Origin of the sequence: Streptomyces sp. NPDC050287 (assembly GCF_044459385.1) — a bacterium.
Classification (GTDB): domain Bacteria; phylum Actinomycetota; class Actinomycetes; order Streptomycetales; family Streptomycetaceae; genus Streptomyces.
Genome location: NZ_JBITIY010000003.1, coordinates 374,519 through 391,662, shown reverse-complemented (window position 1 = coordinate 391,662; position 17,144 = coordinate 374,519). Strand labels below are relative to the sequence as shown.

12 protein-coding genes are annotated in these 17,144 nt (G+C 70.1%); 7 read left to right on the top strand and 5 right to left on the bottom strand.

Going from position 1 to position 17,144, the window contains the following annotated elements:
- Positions 1-346: 346 nt before the first annotated feature.
- The 3 genes from ACIBK3_RS12165 to ACIBK3_RS12155 all read left to right on the top strand — a co-directional run bounded on the left by ACIBK3_RS12165 (position 347) and on the right by ACIBK3_RS12155 (position 3,935).
- A complete protein-coding gene (locus tag ACIBK3_RS12165) occupies positions 347-2,683 on the top strand; it encodes an alpha-L-fucosidase (RefSeq protein WP_399364584.1) in 2,337 nt (778 codons plus the stop codon).
- A 222-nt stretch (positions 2,684-2,905) separates the two neighbouring features.
- Positions 2,906-3,517 (top strand): TetR/AcrR family transcriptional regulator, encoded by a 612-nt coding sequence (locus tag ACIBK3_RS12160; RefSeq protein ID WP_399364583.1) that lies wholly within the window; start codon positions 2,906-2,908, stop codon positions 3,515-3,517.
- A 43-nt stretch (positions 3,518-3,560) separates the two neighbouring features.
- On the top strand, positions 3,561-3,935 hold the full coding sequence (locus tag ACIBK3_RS12155; RefSeq protein WP_399364581.1) for a VOC family protein: 375 nt from the start codon (positions 3,561-3,563) through the stop codon (positions 3,933-3,935).
- An 87-nt stretch (positions 3,936-4,022) separates the two neighbouring features.
- Here the strand turns inward: ACIBK3_RS12155 and ACIBK3_RS12150 are convergent, their stop codons facing one another.
- Positions 4,023-5,066 carry a rhamnogalacturonan acetylesterase gene (locus ACIBK3_RS12150; RefSeq protein WP_399364579.1) on the bottom strand — a complete coding sequence of 348 codons (1,044 nt, stop codon included), beginning with the start codon at positions 5,064-5,066 and terminating at the stop codon, positions 4,023-4,025.
- Positions 5,067-5,271: 205 nt separating this feature from the next.
- Here ACIBK3_RS12150 and ACIBK3_RS12145 point away from each other — a divergent pair, with 205 nt between their 5' ends.
- Positions 5,272-6,951, top strand: coding sequence for a rhamnogalacturonan lyase B N-terminal domain-containing protein (locus ACIBK3_RS12145; RefSeq protein ID WP_399364577.1), 1,680 nt, complete (start codon positions 5,272-5,274; stop codon positions 6,949-6,951).
- 12 nt (positions 6,952-6,963) lie between these two features.
- Here ACIBK3_RS12145 and ACIBK3_RS12140 read toward each other — a convergent pair whose 3' ends face one another.
- Both ACIBK3_RS12140 and ACIBK3_RS12135 read right to left on the bottom strand, forming a co-directional pair.
- A complete protein-coding gene (locus tag ACIBK3_RS12140; RefSeq protein WP_399364576.1) occupies positions 6,964-8,376 on the bottom strand; it encodes an RICIN domain-containing protein in 1,413 nt (470 codons plus the stop codon).
- 1 nt (position 8,377) lies between these two features.
- The gene (locus tag ACIBK3_RS12135; RefSeq protein ID WP_399364574.1) at positions 8,378-9,466 is read right to left on the bottom strand and encodes a family 43 glycosylhydrolase; all 1,089 of its coding nucleotides are present in this window, start codon (positions 9,464-9,466) and stop codon (positions 8,378-8,380) included.
- Between the two features lie 178 nt (positions 9,467-9,644).
- Between ACIBK3_RS12135 and ACIBK3_RS12130 the strand changes: the two genes are divergently transcribed.
- The 3 genes from ACIBK3_RS12130 (at position 9,645) to ACIBK3_RS12120 (ending at position 13,991) form a co-directional block, all read left to right on the top strand.
- A complete protein-coding gene (locus ACIBK3_RS12130; protein WP_399364572.1) occupies positions 9,645-11,741 on the top strand; it encodes an autotransporter in 2,097 nt (698 codons plus the stop codon).
- A gap of 86 nt (positions 11,742-11,827) precedes the next feature.
- Positions 11,828-12,757, top strand: coding sequence for a homocysteine S-methyltransferase (gene mmuM, locus ACIBK3_RS12125; protein WP_399364570.1), 930 nt, complete (start codon positions 11,828-11,830; stop codon positions 12,755-12,757).
- A gap of 175 nt (positions 12,758-12,932) precedes the next feature.
- Positions 12,933-13,991, top strand: a complete 1,059-nt coding sequence (locus ACIBK3_RS12120; protein ID WP_399364568.1) for a LacI family DNA-binding transcriptional regulator — start codon at positions 12,933-12,935, stop codon at positions 13,989-13,991.
- Between the two features lie 58 nt (positions 13,992-14,049).
- Here the strand turns inward: ACIBK3_RS12120 and ACIBK3_RS12115 are convergent, their stop codons facing one another.
- Together ACIBK3_RS12115 and ACIBK3_RS12110 are read right to left on the bottom strand one after the other, a co-directional pair.
- Positions 14,050-15,717 carry a carboxylesterase/lipase family protein gene (locus ACIBK3_RS12115; protein ID WP_399364566.1) on the bottom strand — a complete coding sequence of 556 codons (1,668 nt, stop codon included), beginning with the start codon at positions 15,715-15,717 and terminating at the stop codon, positions 14,050-14,052.
- A 167-nt stretch (positions 15,718-15,884) separates the two neighbouring features.
- The gene (locus ACIBK3_RS12110) at positions 15,885-17,135 is read right to left on the bottom strand and encodes an alginate lyase family protein (RefSeq protein ID WP_399364564.1); all 1,251 of its coding nucleotides are present in this window, start codon (positions 17,133-17,135) and stop codon (positions 15,885-15,887) included.
- Between the last annotated feature and the right edge of the window lie 9 nt (positions 17,136-17,144).

Here is a 17,144-nt window from a genome sequence, read left to right as displayed (position 1 = left end):
GTGTGCGGCTCCGTTGGAGGACGGTAGGTGCGGGGTGGGGTTCCGTCAACAGTTTCGGGCGTATCCACACCCAAGTGAGCCGAAGCCCATGGACCTCCGATGTATTGGACCCTTGAGTGCACCGGCTCGTTCGAATCCTCGTGCTATAGCGGCAATTTTCGCTGCGCTACTAGACACAGCGGGATCGTGCACTCTTAATACATCCAATGTCACCTCGGCGGAGCCCACGCCTCCGTGCGGCTCCCCTGCGCTCCGCCGGCGACGGACAAGCCAACCGATCTGTTCGTTCCGGATGCCGAGCCGCAGCACCGTTCGTGTTGTCCTGAGCGCAGTCAGGAGACCCCCCTTGTCAGAACCGATCAACCGCCGAAGAGTGCTCGCGGGCATCGCGGCCATGACGGTCGCCGCCGCCATCACGCCGACCCTGGCCACTCCCGCGTACGCCGCCGCGAACCAGCCCCTTCCGCTCCCCCCGCTGCGCATCCCGAAGACCGACCAAGGTGTCGAACAGCAGCCTGACGACAAGGTCCAGTGGCTTCAGGAGGCCAAGCTGGGCATGTTCATCCACTGGGGCGTCTACTCGGGCCCGGCCAAGGGCGAGTGGTACATGCACAACGCCCCCGTCACCCCGGAGAACTACAAGAAGTACGTCACCGACGCGACCAGCGAGCAGTTCACCGCGGACGCCTACGACCCCGCCGCCTGGGCCCAGTTGGCCAAGGACTTCGGGGCCAGGTACACGGTGCTGACCACCCGCCACCACGACGGCTTCGCGCTGTGGCCGCTGAACCACCCGGGCAGTTGGAACTCCGGCCAGACCCCGCTCAGCCACGACTTCGTCAGCGACTACGTGACGGCCGTCCGCGCCGCCGGGCTCAAGGTCGGCCTGTACTACTCGCCGATCAACTGGCGCTATCCCGGCTACTACGACGTCTATGGCACCAACTGCGCGACCAACCCGTGGGGTTACACCACCGACTCCGCGCACAAGGAGAACGCGCGGATCATGAAGACCGAGGTGTACGAGTCCATCAAGGAACTCGTCACCCAGTACGGCACCATCGACGACCTGTGGTGGGACGGCGGCTGGCTGGCGGAGCAGGGCGGCGACGCCGATGCCGCGTTCTTCTGGGAGCCGGGCCAGTACCGCGACACCGCCAACGCCTGGCCGGTGGACTCCACCTACGGCGAGACCGACAGCAGCGGCAAGCCGCTCGGCCTGATGGGCATGGTGCGCAAGCACCAGCCCGACATCGTCGCCACCTCACGCTCCGGCTGGGCGGGTGACTACGCCAGCGAGGAGGGCGGCTCGGTCCCCACCGGCGCCATCCGCACCGGCAAGGTCACCGAGAAGGCATTCACCGTCTGCGGCACCTGGGGCTACAACTCCACTGCCACCGTGATGAGTTACAGCACGGCCATGAACATCCTGGTCAACTCCTGGGTTCGCGACATGACCTGCATCGTCAACGTCGGCCCGGACCGGCACGGGACCGTGCCCTCCGCCCAGGCGAGCCTGCTGCGCCAGATCGGCACCTTCATGACGGCCTGCGGAGCATCCGTCTACGGAACGCGCGGCGGTCCGTGGCAGCCGGTGGACGGCAGCCACGGCTACACGTACAAGGGCAACACCTTCTACATCCACCTGCTGCCCGGCTACAGCGGAACCTCCTTCACCACCCCCGCCATCGGCGACGCGAGCGTCACCCGGGTGTACGACGTCGCCGCCGGCACCGACCTGTCCTACACCACCGCCTCGGACGGCACGGTCACGATCACCGGCATCAACCGCACCCGCTACGCACAGGACAGTGTGGTCGCCGTCACCCTGGACCGCTCAGTGGCACCAGGCGACATCGCCGTGGGTATGACCGCCACCGCCAGCAGCCAGGAGACCTCCAAGGGCAACACCGCGGCGAAGGCCGTCGACGGTTCCACCGCCACCCGCTGGTGCGCCAACAACGGCAACACCGGGCACTGGCTGAAGGTGGACCTGGGCTCGGCCAGGTCCCTCACCGGCACCCGGATCGTCTGGGAACTGGACGGCAAGAACTACCAGTACAAGATCGAGGGCTCTGCCGACAACAGCACCTGGACCACTCTTGCCGACCTCACCGCCACCGCCGGCACCAGCCAGGTACAGGTCGCGCTCTTCAGCGCCCGCGCGCGCTACGTGCGGGTGACGGTCACCGGGCTCCCCTCCGGAGCGTGGGCATCCATCCGCAACCTGGAGGTGTACAACCGGCCCTTCACCGCGGACCTGGGCACCTTCAAGGTGGTCAACCGCAAGAGCGGCAAGGTGCTGGACGTCAGCGGCGCCTCCACCGCCGACGGCGGCGCCATCATCCAGTGGCCGTGGACCGGCGGCACCAACCAGCAGTGGAAGCTGCTGCCGAACACCGACGGCTCCTACCGGCTGTCCAACGTCAAGAGCGGCAAGATGCTGGACAGCCCGGGCGGTTCCACCCAGGGCACGACCCTCGACCAGTGGACCGACACCAGCAGCGACAACCAGTGGTGGAAACTGGCCCCCTCCTCGACCGGCGGCTACTACACGCTGGTGAACGTCCACAACGGCTGGTACGCCGACGTCAAGGACGCTTCCACCGCGGACGGTGCCAAGGTCATCCAATGGACTGCCACGGGCGCGACCAACCAGGACTGGCAGATCGTCGCTCTCTGACCGTGTCGGGCCGGGGCCGGGGCCGTGCCCCGGCCCGACACCTCTCCCGTCGGCCCCATTCCTTCACCCCCTCGTGGTGTCGCTGAGGCCGGCGGCGCGGGCCGCGCCGGCGCCTGCCGCTCCTGGACAGAGACGGCAGCCGTAGCCCGCGTTCGTTCCACTCCGAATCCTCACCCCACTAGGATCTGCCCTGAACACCCTAGGTTTCCGGCCGGAGGACCCATGGCCCGCGCAGGCATCACCGCCGACCGTCTCGTCGCGGCCGCCGCCGAACTCTCCGACGACGTCGGCTTCGAGAACGTCACCCTGTCCGCGCTGGCCCGCCACTTCGGCGTGAAGGACGCGAGCCTGTACTCGCACGTGAAGAACCTGCAGGACCTGCGCACCCGCCTCGCACTGCTCGCGGGCGGCGAGCTGATCGACCGGATCGCCACGGCGGTCGCGGGCCGCGCCGGCAAGGACGCGCTGGCCGCGTTCGCCGGCGCCTACCGGGAGTACGCCCTTCAGCACCCGGGACGTTACGCCGCCACCCAGATCCGTATCGACCAGGATCTGATCGCCGACTCCCCTGCCCTGCGCCGTACCGCCGAGATCACCTATGGCATGCTCCGCGCCTACGGTCTGGAGGAACCCGACCTCACCGACGCCGTACGCCTGTTGCGCAGCACCTTCCACGGCTACTGCGCCCTGGAGTCGAGCGGCGCCTTCGGCGCGCCCCGCGCCGTCCAGGCCTCCTGGGACAGGACGATCGACGCCCTGCACGTGCTCCTCGAACACTGGCCCCGCGGTCAGAGCGCGAGCGACGACGCAGCTGCTGAACTGCTGACCTACTGACCTGTACGGACCGCATCCGTCCACCGACCGTCCCGGAGGTGCCGTGCCCGCGCAGATGAAGTTGTCCGCGATCACCCTCGACTGCCCCGACCCGCTGGCTCTGGCGGAGTTCTACCAGCAGGCCACGGGCCTCGAACTCCACCCGAAGTCGGATGCCGAGTTCGCCGGTCTCAACGGTGAGAACGGACTCCTCCTCGGCTTCCAACAGGTCGACGGCTACCGGGCTCCGAGCTGGCCCGACCAGATCGTTCCCCAGCAGCTGCACATCTGCTTCAAGATCGACGAGGACCTGGACGAGGCCGAGGCCCGGCTGCTGGAACTGGGGGCGGGCAAGCCGGATCACCAGCCCCATGACGCCGCCAGGGCGCGGGTCCTCACCGATCCGGACGGGCATCCCTTCTGCCTGGTCAGGAAATGACCTGGAGCACCCCGGGCTTCTCCGGCTCCCCGACTCCCCGACGGCAAACCTGAGGCGCCCCGGTTCCGGTCGGGACGCCTCAGGCGTTCAGTTCGCCCGTACCAGGCCCTTCGGCACCAGGTGCTGGGCGAGGAGTTCGTCGCGGACCAGGCTCGCGTAGACCGTGGCCCCATGGACGGACGTGTGGGTGTTGTCCCGTTTCTCGTTGTACAGATACAGCGCCTTGGAGCCCTCGACGCCCAGGGACTCCACGACCGCCTTCGTCTTCGCCGTGAGGTCGACCAGCGGGACGTCCTCGGCGGCGGCGACCGAGCGGATCACCTCGGGATGGTTCACGCCGAGGCCGTTGACCAGGAGGGCGGTGCCGTTGTTCAGCGTGCCGTCGGTGTTGAACCAGCGGCGCACGATCGGGGTGACCAGGACGGGCACGCCGCCCTTGTCCCGGACGCCCGCCACCAACGTCTCCAGGTTCGTCCGGTAGGTCGCCTCGTCGGTTGTCTTGTCGTTGTGGGCGAGTTGGATCAGGACCAGGTCACCGCGGTGGATCCGCGGCTGAACGGTGGCCCACAGTTGGGGGTTCCCCAGATACGACACCGTACTCTCGCCGGAATCCGCGTAGTTGGCGACGGACAGGCCCATGCGGAAGTACTGCGGCAACTGCTGGCCCCAGCCGGTGTAAGGGTCGGCGGCCTGGTCGCAGACCGTGGAGTCGCCGACCAGGAAGATCTGGCGGGGGTGCCGGGCGGGGGTCACGCGGATACCGGCGAGGGCCGGCGCCGAGCCGCCGAGTGCGAGGTCGAGGCCGGGGGTGCCCTCGGGGCCGGTCGGCTCGCCCTCGGGGGTGCGGACGTTCACGGTGAAGGCGCGGGCGGCCCGCTCCCCCGCCGGAACCGATGTCTCAGGCAGCAGTGCGCGCCGGGTCTCGCCGCTGACGCTGGTGCTCGACCCGGTGTCGCCACCGAGGAGGACCTGAACGTCGTACGTGCCGGGCGGGACGTCGAAGTGGCAGGCGGTGGCGGTGCAGTTCTCGATCCCCAGGGGGCGCTGACCGGCGTGCGCCTGAGCGGGTACGGCGATCGCGCCGGCGCTCAGGGTCAGCGCCGCCAGTACGGCGAGGTTGAAACGTCTCATACGGCTCCTCCGACGGTCCCGCGACGGGGCGACAAGGCCTGGCGGCTGGACCGTACCGCTCTCGGCAAGCGCTTTCTAGACCTTGAACCGATTTCACAAGATTGCCAACTTCTCGCGAACGAAAGCCCTTTCGCGAAATCGATTCAACTGTCACTCTGCCAACCATCACCCGCACTCCCCACCTCCCGAAGGAGGCTCCCCCCACATGTCCGGATCCGCGAACAGACCGGTCCGCCGCCGTACCTTCGTGCTCTCCGCCGCGGCCGCCACCGGTTCGGCCGCCCTCGCCGGACCGCTCGCCCAGAGCGCGTCCGCCGCGGCCTTCGGTTACTCCGACGACGGCTCGAACTACGTCGTCGACACCGGCGCCAACCTCGTCTTCAAGGTCAGCAAGGCCAACGGCGACCTGACCTCGCTGGTCTACCGGGGCGTGGAATACCAGGGCTACGGCGGTATGAACTCGCACATCGAGTCCGGCCTCGGCACCTCCACCGTCAGCGTCAAGCAGTCCGGTTCGACGATCCTGATCTCGGTCGCGTACGGCACGCTGAAGCACTACTACGCGGCCCGGAGCGGCGAGAACAACATCTATCTGTGGACCAACAAGGCCGACACGTCGGTCAGCGCCACCCGCTACATCGTGCGCGTCAAGAAGGGCCTGTTCCTCAACGACGAGCCCGATTCCTACACGTACACGAACAGCACCATCGAGGCCTCGGACGTGTTCGCGAAGTCCGACGGCCAGACCCGCTCGAAGCACTACTCGAAGCGGCGGGTGATGGACTACGACTACATCGGCTGGGCGACCGGCAGCGTCGGTCTGTGGATCGTGCGCAGCAACCACGAGAAGGCCTCCGGCGGCCCCTTCTACCGCTCTCTCCTGCGCCACCAGAGCGCGGACGGCGGCGGCCTGTACGAGATCCTGCACTACGGCCAGAACCAGACCGAGGACCAGCGCTTCGGCCTCCAGGGGCCGTACGTCATCGCCTTCACTGACGGCGGCGCTCCCTCCTCCTCGCTGTATCCGGGCACTCTGACCACCTCCTGGGCGGACTCGCTCGGCATCTCCGGGTACGTCGGCGCGAGCGGCCGGGGCCGGGTGGCGGGCGTCGGCATCACGGGCCGGAACACGGCCTACCCGTACACGGTCGGGCTCGCCAACTCCGCTGCTCAGTACTGGGGTTCGGCGCGGGCGTCCGACGGCTGGTTCTCCATCGCGGGCGTGCTGCCGGGGACGTACACCCTCACCGTCTTCAAGGGCGAACTGGCCGTCCACACCACCTCCGTGACGGTCACCGCGGGTGGCACCACCACCCTCAACTCGATCGCGATCCCGTCGTCGAACGACCCGGGCAACGCGAGCGCGATCTGGCGGATCGGCGACTGGAACGGCACGCCGAGCGGCTTCAAGAACGCCGACCTGATGACGTACGCGCACCCGTCGGACGTCCGGGCCGCCGCCTGGACCGGCAATGTGGTGATCGGCAGCGGCAGCGAGACCTCGGCCTTCCCCTGCTACCTCTGGAAGGACGTCAACAGCGGTCTGCTCGTGTACTTCAAGCTGACCGCCGCCCAGGCCGCCGCCGCGCACACCCTGCGCATCGGCGTGACGACGGCCTACGCCAACGGCCGTCCCCAGGTCACCGTCAACGACACCTGGACGTCGGCCATCCCCTCCCCGCCCACGCAGCCGAACACCCGGTCGCTGACCAACGGGTCCTACCGGGGGAACAACCACACGTTCACCTACAGCGTTCCGGCGAGTGCCTGGCTCACGGACACCAGTCAGTACAACGTGCTGAAGATCAACGTGGTGAGCGGTTCGGGGACGACCGGCTTCCTCAGCGCCGGGACGGCGATCGACGCGATCGACCTGCTGCCCTGACCTGGAGGGTCCTCATGTTCCGCGCGTCCACTGCTGGTTGGTCGCTCCGTTGCAGGTGTACGTGATGATCGCGGCGGAGTTGGCGGTGGACGCGCCGTTCACGTCCAGGCACTCCCCGCTCGCGCGGGACTTGATGTTCACGTAGGAGCCGGTGGTGGTCACCGACCACTGCTGGCTCGTGGACGAGGTGTTGCAGTTCTCCTGGGTGACCGTGCTCGCGTTCTCCTGCACGCACAGGGAGCTGTTCCTGACCAGCAGCTGGTAGTAGCCGCTGCCGACGGACTTGAACCAGTACCTCTGGTTGGTGCCGCCGTTGCAGTCGTACTGCTTGATCTGCGCGCCTTGCCAGAGCGACTGACTTGTCACGTCCGCGCACCTCGACGAGTGCCGGGCGATCAGTGTGTTGTACGTGGCACTCGTCCCGCTGACCGTGCCGGCGGCCGTGTCGACGGTGACCTCCGGCGACCACGACATGGACATCGAGGTGGAGCTCGGGAAGGTCAGCGGCAGCCACACGTACCGCGAGTCGTTGACCGTCCCGCCGAAGGAGTTGCCCCAGCGGTCGCCCAGGTAGAGGTAGGAGGTGCCCGAACTGCCCTGCACGGGAAGGACGTACGCGGTCTGGGAGCCGTACGCCGTCGAGTCGCCCACGTTGGTCATCGCCGACCAGGGACCGGCGAGGGAGGTGGCGGTCGCGTACTGCTGCTGGTTGGGGCTCCAGCCGGTGGCTCCCGACGTGAGCATGAAGTAGACGTTGCCCCGCTTGAACAGCGCCGGGGCCTCACGGTGGCCGCCGGGCCAGGGATTGGCGACCAGGCTCGCGATGCCGGTGTAGTCGGCGGTGAGCTTGTAGATCTGCAGGTCGTAGTTGTCGCGGGCGGCGGAGGCCATGTAGCCGGTGCCGTCGGTGTCCACGAAGACCGTGATGTCACGGGACATGTGCTGGCCGAGCGGGCGGAAGCTGCCCTTCCAGGTGTAGGTGCCGTCGACGGTGCTCGACACGGCGACGGCGGCGCGGGCCTCGCTGTAGTCGGTGCCGTTCTCCTTGTGCATCCACATCACGAACGTGCCGGTGGCGGCGTTGTACATGACCTTCGGCCGCTCGATGTTGGCGGTGGCCAGCTCGGAGGAGCTCGACTGGGTCAGGACGTGGTTCCTGAACTCCCAGTTCTTCAGGTCGGTGGAGCGGTAGGCGTCCACGTACCGGAAGGTGTTGTCGGCGTTGCGGTTCTCGCCGAACCAGTAGTAGTAGCTGCCGACCTTGATGACTCCGCCGCCGTGGGCGTGCACGGGGTTGCCCGACGGGTCGGTGAACTGGGTGCCGTTGGTGATCGTCTGGGGTGCGGCCTGCGCCGGTCCGGCGGTGGCCAGGGCGCCGAGCAGTGCCAGGCAGAGGGCGAGCAGAGCAGCGTGGGCACGTCTCATGTCAGGCACTCTCCTTGACGGTCGCCGCGGCCGTGTCCGCCACGGGGATGCCGAAGTCCGGGGTGCCGTCGCGCTTCCAGCCCAGTTTCTGGACGCGGGTGTGGCGGTTGGGGTCGTTCAGCGGGTCGCCCACGATCTCCTTGTACTGGCGGGCGTGGTAGACGAGGACGTCGCTGCGGCCGTCCTCGGCGACCGTGAAGCAGTTGTGGCCGGGCCCGTACTGCTTGGTGGTGTCGTTGCTGGTGAAGACGGGCGTCGGGGACTTGGTCCAGCTCGCCGGGTCCATCAGGTCGCTGTCGGCGTCGGCGGTCAGCAGGCCCATGCAGTAGTGCCAGTCGGTGGCGCTGGCGGAGTACGACATGAACAGGCGGCCGTTGCGGGCGATGACCGAGGGGCCCTCGTTGACCTTGTAGCCGATGGTCTCCCAGTCGTACTCGGGTGTGGACAGACGGATTTGAGGGCCCGTCAGGGTCCACGGGTTCGCCATCTTCGACAGCCACAGGGCGGTGTTGTTGCCCATGTCGGGCTCGTGCTGGGCCCAGGCGAGGTAGCGGGTGCCGCGGTGGGTGAAGGTGGTGGCGTCGAGGGAGAAGGTCTCCCAGGCCGTCTTGATCTGGCCGCGCTCGGTCCAGGTGCCCTTGAAGGGGTCGCTGTGCGCGTTCTCCAGGACCCAGATCCGGATGTCCCAGACACTCTCGGCGGGCGCGGAGGCGAAGTAGATGTACCACTTTCCGCCGATGCGGTGGATCTCCGGCGCCCAGATGTGGGCACCCATCGGGCCGGTGGCGTGCTTGGTCCAGATGACGGACTCGGCGGCGGTCGCGAGGCCGTTCAGGGTGCGGGAGCGGCGCAGGATGATGCGGTCGTACTCGGGGACGGTGGCCGTGAAGTAGTAGAAGCCGTCGGCGTGCCGGTGGATGTGCGGGTCGGCGCGGTTGCGGACGAGCGGGTTCACGTAGGGGGCTGCCTTCTGGCTCGGGGCGGCGTGGGCGATGCCCGGCGAGACCGCCGCCAGGGCGCCCGCGGCCAGGGCTCCCTTCAGCAGCAGTCGGCGGTGGGGGTCTTCGGGCAGGTCGTTGTCGCGGCTCATACGGCTGCCTCTCGCGGGGGGGAACGAGATATCTGTCGTCCGGGATGTCGAACGTCATCTGTCATTACGAACGCCGAAAAGGTAAGGGTGTGTTACACGAAGGTCAACGGGTCCGACGAGACAAACAAAGGCCGGTGTTTTTCTGTTATCGGCCGGCAGGTCCGTCCGTCTCCGATCCGTGCGCAGCCATACCCACAAGACAGCAGCGGCCGTCGGCGCCCTCGCGGCGGCGGCCTGGATGCTCGCCGCTCCGCCGGCCTCGGCCGCCGGCGCCCGCGACGTCACCGCCGACGTACTGGCCGACCGGGACGTGACGCTCACCGGCGACACGGTCGTCACCGTGCCGCCGGGGACGACGACGTACGACGGCGTCTTCCGCGGCGAGGGCACCCTGACCGTGCGCGGCGGCGGCACGTTGGTGCTGACCCGCGACAGCGACTTCACGCTGCCGAAGTCCCGGCAGCGGCAACGCGTGTCGATACCGGGCGGCAACCACCCCTACGTCACCACGTCCGACCCGGACCCGCCCGCGATCACGGTCGAGCGGGGCGCCACCCTGCAGTACGGCAACGGCGGTACGGCCGGCCTGATCGGCCACTTCCCGTACAACACCCCCGCCTTCCGGCTCAACCAGGACAACATCCGGGTCGACGGCACCCTGCGGCTGTCCCTGACGAGCGCCTACAACCTCGGCACCATCAGCGGCTCCGGACTGCTCACCCAGCCCAGGTTCCTCTGGGGCACCTGGGACCTGTCGGGCACCCATCCCTTCTCCGGAGCGATCGACAACGGGACGCAGCTCAACGCCGGCCGGCCCGAGTACGCGACCTCGCTGCCGAACGTGCGCAAGGTCCTCAACCAGGGCACCTGGACCGTGGACACCCCGCTGGGCCGGACGGTCACCATGGGCATGGACTTCTACCAGCGCGAGTACGGCAGTGACATCAACGTCCAGTCCAGGCCGGGCAGCAAGGTGATCCTGACCGGCCAGTACAGCTGGTCGGACCGGGGCGGCGACAGCGATCCCTCGCTCAGCGACCCCGCGCTCAACTGGACCCCCGCCCGCAAGAACGTCAACAAGCGCGGCACCAACATCAAGGGCGCGAACGTCCAGTGGGGCGACGGCACCACCCACCGGATCTTCATGCCGGGCACCGCCGACACCGTCTACATCAACCTGCTCGCCGCCCGCTCCCGTTCGAAGCTCACCTTCGACTACGACGGCCCGGTCACCCTGGGCGCCCCCATCGGCGGCGGTGTGTTCCACGACACGCTGTCCGCGCCCGGCGCCGGCGACATCGTGATCGCCGGAACACGCGGCAACGACGTGACCTTCGCGGCGCGGCAGTACTACGACGGCTCGACGACCGTGGAGAAGGGCGCCGTGCTGCGCCTGGGGTCGGCACAGGGCGACGGCTCGCTGCTGACGGGCACCGCGCGGCGGCGGGTGGTGAACAACGGCGCGCTCGTCGTGACCAACGCCCGGAGGGCGATCTCCCTGGCGTACGTGAGCGGGAGCGGTGCGTTCACGCAGTCCGGAGCGGCGACCACGACACTGACGGGCGGCGCGGTGACGTACACCGGGACCACGACGGTCACGAAGGGCACACTCGCGTTGCGGCAGGGCGCGACTCTCATGCGCAGCAAGGCGATTCGGCTCACCTCTTCCGGTGCGCGGCTCGACGCCGGGGCGGCCGGGCTGCGGGTGGCGACCACACTGAGCGGCAAAGGCACGGTGAAGGGGGCCGTGACGAACGAGGGGGTCGTCGCGAGCGGGATCACCGTCGCCGGGGACTACACGCAGCGGGCCAAGGGTGAACTGGTCTTGGGTGACCGGCCGTTGAAGGTGGCGGGAGCGGTGCGGCTGGGCGGAGAGCTGGACCTGGCGGCAGCCGGGACCGATCCCCCGCATGAGATCACGGTGCTCGATCACAGGGGGAGCGCGCGGACGACCGGCGCGTTCAAGGGGCTCAAGGAGGGGACGAAGGTCAAGCTCGCCGACACGACCTACCGGATCAGCTACAAGGGCGGTGACGGGAACGACGTGGTACTCGGCGCCGTGGCCGCACGGCCGACGCCCAGTGGCCGCGCGCACACCGCGTCCGGGAGCGCCGGTCCGGTCGCCGAGCCGCGTACCGCGAGCGCGGAGAGCAACGGACTGAGCTGGTGGCCGTACGTGCTTGCCTTGGGGCTGCTCCTCGGGATGGTGATTCCGGCGACGATGCGCAGGAAGGGCGGCCGGCGGCGGGGCGGGCGGCACTCGTCCCGGGGATGACGGACGTCGTGTTCCACATGTTGGGCAATCCGTTCATGTACTGGACACGTCCGGCCGCGTCACGGCCCGTCGGCTAGCGTCGTGGCATGACCAGCGACACGCCTTCTGCCTCCCTGTCCGCAGCCCTCGCCGCCGGGACGGTCGTCCTCGACGGTGGTATGTCGAACCAGCTCGAGGCAGCCGGGCACGATCTGAGCGACGAGCTGTGGTCGGCGCGGCTGCTCGCCGAGCAGCCCGAGGCGATCGTCGAGGCGCACCTCGCGTACTTCCTGGCGGGCGCGGACGTGGCGATCACCTCCAGCTACCAGGCGACCTTCGAGGGCTTCGCCCAGCGGGGGATCGAGCGCGAGCGGGCGGCCGGACTCCTGCGGCTGAGCGTGGAGTCGGCGCGCGAGGCGGCGGGGCGGGCGCGGGCGAAGGGCGTCACCCGGCCGCTGTGGGTGGCGGCCTCGGTCGGGCCGTACGGCGCGATGCTCGCGGACGGTTCCGAGTACCGGGGACGCTATGGGCTGAGCGTGGCCGAGCTGGAGGCCTGGCACCGGCCCCGCATGGAGGTGCTGGCCGCCGCGGGTCCGGACGTCCTCGCGCTGGAGACCGTCCCGGATGCCGACGAGGCCGAGGCCCTGCTGCGGGCCGTGCGCGGACTCGGGGTGCCGGCCTGGCTGTCGTACTCCGTCGCGGACGACCGAACCCGCGCCGGACAGCCGCTGGAGGAGGCGTTCGCCCTGGCCGCCGACGCGGACGAGGTGATCGCGGTCGGCGTCAACTGCTGCGTCCCGGAGGACGTGGACGGCGCGGTGGAGACCGCCGCCCGGGTCACCGGCAAGCCGGTCGTCGCCTACCCCAACAGCGGCGAGACCTGGGACGCCGAGGCCCGCGCCTGGGCCGGCCGCTCCACGTTCGCCGCCGAGGAGGTGCGCGGCTGGCGGGAGTCCGGCGCCCGGCTGATCGGGGGGTGCTGCCGGGTGGGGCCGGAGGCGATCGCCTCGTTGGCGCGGACGCTGACGGGGGCGTAGACGGCGTACCGCCCCGCGGCCACGCCGCGGACGCCGGGCGCTCGACGTTCGCACTCCTCCTGCCGACGCGCCCTCCCCCCTGCTAGCCTCCCCGTCGGGAACCGGTTTCCATCCATGTTGCCGCTGTTCCCGAGGGGTGGGCGACGACGCCCGGGGAGAGGGACGAGGGGGACGGATGACCAGGAAGAGCGAGGACGCGGGCGGGCGGAGCACCATCCGGGACGTGGCGGCTCGCGCGGGGGTGTCCGCGTCGACCGTGTCGCGGGTGCTGGGCGGGGAGTACCCGGTGAGCTCGGCGACCCGCACCCGGGTGATGCGCGCCGTACAGGACCTGGACTACGTGGCCGACGCGCGCGCCAAGGCGGTCGCCGGCGTCGGCACGCCCACGCTGGCGTTCGTGCTGGAGGACATCACCGGCCCGTCCTTCGCGCTGATGGCGCACGGCGTGGAGCGTGAGGCGACCCGGCTCGGGCATCTGTGTCTGGTGTGCAGCACGGAGGGCGACGCCGAGCACGAACTGGAGTTCGTCGAGATGATGCGGGCCCAGCGGGCCAGGGCCGTGATCCTGGTCGGCGGAGCCGCGGACACCGCCGAGTACCGCGAGCGCACCCGCCGGATGGCCGACTCGCTGGCGTCGGCGGGCTCCCGGCTGGTGCTGTGCGGCCGTCCGACGCTCGGCCCCGGGGCGCCGGTGACCGTCATCGAGTACGACAACGAGGGCGGGGCGTTCGCCCTGGTCGCGCACGTTCTCGCCCAGGGCCACCGGCGTGTGCTGTTCCTCGGCGGCAAGGCGGACCACACCACCGCGCAGGGCCGTGAGCGCGGCTTTCTGGCCGCCCACCGCGCCCGCGGGCTCGAACCCGAACCGGCGCTGCTGCTGCACGGCGACTTCACGCGCGACTCCGGTCACCGTCTGATGCGCGGGGCGCTGAAGGACGGTCTGGACTTCACGGCCGTCGTCGCCGCCACCGACATGGTCGCCGCCGGCGCGCTGACCGCCCTGCATGAGGCGGGCCTGGAGGTGCCGGGCGACGTCTCACTCGCCGGCTACGACGACATCCCCTTCGCCCGCGACCTGCACCCGGCCCTGACGACCGTCCACGTCCCCTACGAGGAACTGGGCCGCCTCGCCGTGCGCACCGCCCTGGGCCGCACCGCCGAGACCCCGGACGAGCATCTGCTGCTGGGCACGCATGTCGTGGTGCGGGACTCGGTGGCGGCAACCGGTTCCTAGGGCGTGTGCCGCTCTGACCCCTTCGCGGCCGCTCCTCCCCCGGCCGGTGACGCCCCGCTCAGGACCTCCGCACCGACCCCGGGAGCCGCAGCCTCCGTACCACCGACCGCAGCTCCGCGCTCCGGGCCGCCGCCGCGCCACGCGCCACCGCGCCACGCGCCGCCGTGCTCCGCGCGACCGCGGCGCGCACCGGCGTCATCCTCGGAGGCAGGAACTCCTCCTCACCGGCGTCCAGCGCCGCCGCGGCCGCTCGGGCCTTCGCGTCCGCCGTCCACACGGCGAACTCCCGGTCGCGCGGGCCGTACGCGGTGTGCGGCTCCCCGTCGCCGAAGATCCGCACCGGGTGCGAGTCGTCCCAGTTCTGCCAGCCGGGGTCGCCGTCGGTGGCGAACCGCACCCACGCCCCGTGCATGGCGTCGGCCAGGTCCTGCGGGGCGCCCCGTCCGGCCAGCTTGGCGGATTCGGGGACCTCCCCGGTGTCGAAGACGAAGCCCAGCTCCAGGGCGTGGCAGGAGCCGAGGCCGGGCAGCAGGGAGGGCCAGGCGAACTCGTAGACGTAACTGCTGCCCGGCCGGGCGTCGGCGAGGCGGTGCAGCGGTCGGCGCAGCAGGTGGTCGGTGACCATCTGGCCGACGATCTCGGCGGTGCCGGCCTCGGGGTGCAGGGCCCGGTAGCCGCGGGGCACCTCGTGGCCGCAGTGGCAGCGGGCCATGGCGCCGGCCAGCGCGACGGCGCCGAGCCGGTCGAGTCGCTCCAGCAGTCCGCCCGGGACCAGCCACAGCCGGTACTCGTCGCGGGTCCAGCCCATCATCAGGTCGATGCCCCGGGCGGCGTCGCCGTCGACGAGGGCCTCCAGCGGGTCGCGGGGCACGAGGTCGCCGTCGACGACGATCCCGAAGGCGGGGCCGCCCAGCACCGGGCTGCTGAGTCTGCCCACCTCGGCCTGGGTGCGCAGCAGCAGGTCGCGGTCCACCTCGGCGAAGGCGGCGGCGGTGGCGGGGATCTTCAGCCGGGTCGCCATCCGGCGCACCATCCGCCGTACCTTGTCACGGTCGCTCGCCTCGGGCGGCCCGCTCTGCAGCACGGCCCGCCGGAACAGGCCCTGGGCCTGCGGGGCGGCCAGCAGGGCGCCGGTGCTGATCGCCCCGGCGGACTGGCCGGCCAGGGTCACCCGGTCGGGGTCGCCACCGAAGGCCGCGACCGCCTCGCGCACCCAGCGCAGGGCGGCGAGCTGGTCGCGCAGGCCGGGGTTGGCGGGGGCGTCCGGGAAGAGGCCGTAGCCCTCGACGCCGAGCCGGTAGTTCACGGAGACGAGGACGACGCCGTCGCGGGCGAAACTGTGGCCGTCGTACACGGGCACGGCCGAGGAGCCCCTGGTCAGGGCGCCGCCGTGCAGCCACACCAGCACCGGGAGCCGGGCGTCTGGGCCCGGCTCAGGTGTCCACACGTTCAGGTTGAGGCAGTCGTCGCCCGGTACCACCGGGTCGGACAGGTACTGCGCGAAGGCGTCCGAGTACGGCGGTTTCGGCGACGTGGGCCCGAAGGCGCCCGCGTCGCGCACGCCGTCCCAGGGCTCGGGTGGCTCCGGCGGCAGGAACCGCCGGGGCCCGAAGGGCGGGGCCGCGTAGGGAATGCCCCGGAACACCGCGACACCGTGCTCGTAGCGGCCGCGTACGGCCCCGTACGGCGTCCTGACCACTGGTTCCGCCTGGTCCGCTGCCGTCATCCGCCCACCAGCCTCCCGTGCCGCGCTCATGCACCGTGAACATCAGAGCATCACAGGACGCCCCGGTATTCCCGCGCACGAGCGCGGTCTTTGGGCTGTTTGACGTACATCGGCCACGCGGCGCTCCCCGGCTGCTCGGCGCACGCCGCCTCTGTGGTGTGCCTCGACTACTTGGCGTACATCAGCGTGCCGAAGCCCAGCTGGTCGTAGCCGCCGCTGGTGGAGCCGTAGTCACCTCCCCCGCCCTCGGGGGCCACCGAGAAGCACATCTGGGAGATGTATTTGTCGTCCAGGTAGAGGCGCCGGTTGTAGTGGTAGTGGAGCATCGCCCACACCGGGCGGACCTGGCCGCGGGACCCGGAGCCGAGCACCGTCTGCGACTGCTGGGCGCAGCTCTGGCCGGTGCCCCAGGTGTAGGTGGTGAAGGGCACGTCGTCGCCGAGGTTGTACTTGGCGACGTACTGGGCGCCCTTCATGAAGCGGCGGCCGTCGTACGAGTACAGGTCGTCGCCCTGGTTCCAGGCCATCTCGCAGATCGCGCCCATCTGGCCCATGCCCATGACGGTGTGGCCCTGGTCGCGGCCGGACTCCTGCCACTGGCCGAGGTCGTAGCCGTCGACGTTCGGGTAGAGGAAGGGCACGGCGTGCTGGATGGAGCCGTTGCCGGCGCCGTTCTTGAAGTAGCTGACGGCCTGGTCGTACTTGGCGGAGTCCTCGTTGAGGATGCCGATGGCCAGGACGGACGCCATGTTGCACAGGTCCCAGTTCGCCCAGTAGTTGGTGATGCAGGCGTCGTTGTGGTTGGTCAGGAAGCTGTTGTTGAGCGGGTAGAAGACGTTCTCCATCATCTCCTGGAAGGCCGCGAGGTCGAAGCCCGAGTAGCCGCGCATGAGTTCGGCGGCGTTGGCGAACTGCCAGCCGTAGATGCCGGCGGCGAGGAACCGGTCGGCGTTGCCCTGGACGGACGTGAGCGTGTGCGCCCAGGCGTTGAGGATGCGCACGGCGCAGTCCGCGTTGGCGGTGGTGCCGCCGACCTGCCAGCGCAGGGCGTTCTGGTAGGCGGCGGCGATGTCGTTGTAGAGGATGCCGTAGTTCTCCGGGGTGCCCGAGCCGCGGTAGACCGTGGCCTGCGGGTTGGCTGTCCAGGTGGACTCGGAGTGGGAGTTGGCGGTCAGCTTGTTCCAGCCGGACAGCCAGGGGTCGTCGCCCGCGGCGACCCTGACCTTGGCGCGGTTGATGTCGCCGGCGTTGTGCAGCATGCCGGGGTGGGTGAAGGCGGCGGGCGCCGCGTCAGCGGTGGCGGCGGCGAAGGTGGTGCCCAGGGCGAGTGCGGCGGTGAGACCGCCGGCGGTCCGGAGCAGACCGCGGCGGCTCAACTCGGCCTGCTGGGAGTGCTGGTGGGGGGATGTGCGGCTCATGGTGGTGCG

What these genes read in the sequence shown, in the direction of transcription:
- mmuM (WP_399364570.1), top strand. Translation starts at nt 11,828, where the DNA reads ATGACCAGCGACACGCCTTCTGCCTCCCTGTCCGCAGCCCTCGCCGCC.
- ACIBK3_RS12115 (WP_399364566.1), bottom strand. Translation starts at nt 15,717, where the DNA reads ATGACGGCAGCGGACCAGGCGGAACCAGTGGTCAGGACGCCGTACGGG.
- ACIBK3_RS12150 (WP_399364579.1), bottom strand. Translation starts at nt 5,066, where the DNA reads ATGAGACGTTTCAACCTCGCCGTACTGGCGGCGCTGACCCTGAGCGCC.
- ACIBK3_RS12135 (WP_399364574.1), bottom strand. Translation starts at nt 9,466, where the DNA reads ATGAGCCGCGACAACGACCTGCCCGAAGACCCCCACCGCCGACTGCTG.
- ACIBK3_RS12110 (WP_399364564.1), bottom strand. Translation starts at nt 17,135, where the DNA reads ATGAGCCGCACATCCCCCCACCAGCACTCCCAGCAGGCCGAGTTGAGC.
- ACIBK3_RS12160 (WP_399364583.1), top strand. Translation starts at nt 2,906, where the DNA reads ATGGCCCGCGCAGGCATCACCGCCGACCGTCTCGTCGCGGCCGCCGCC.
- ACIBK3_RS12140 (WP_399364576.1), bottom strand. Translation starts at nt 8,376, where the DNA reads ATGAGACGTGCCCACGCTGCTCTGCTCGCCCTCTGCCTGGCACTGCTC.
- ACIBK3_RS12145 (WP_399364577.1), top strand. Translation starts at nt 5,272, where the DNA reads ATGTCCGGATCCGCGAACAGACCGGTCCGCCGCCGTACCTTCGTGCTC.
- ACIBK3_RS12120 (WP_399364568.1), top strand. Translation starts at nt 12,933, where the DNA reads ATGACCAGGAAGAGCGAGGACGCGGGCGGGCGGAGCACCATCCGGGAC.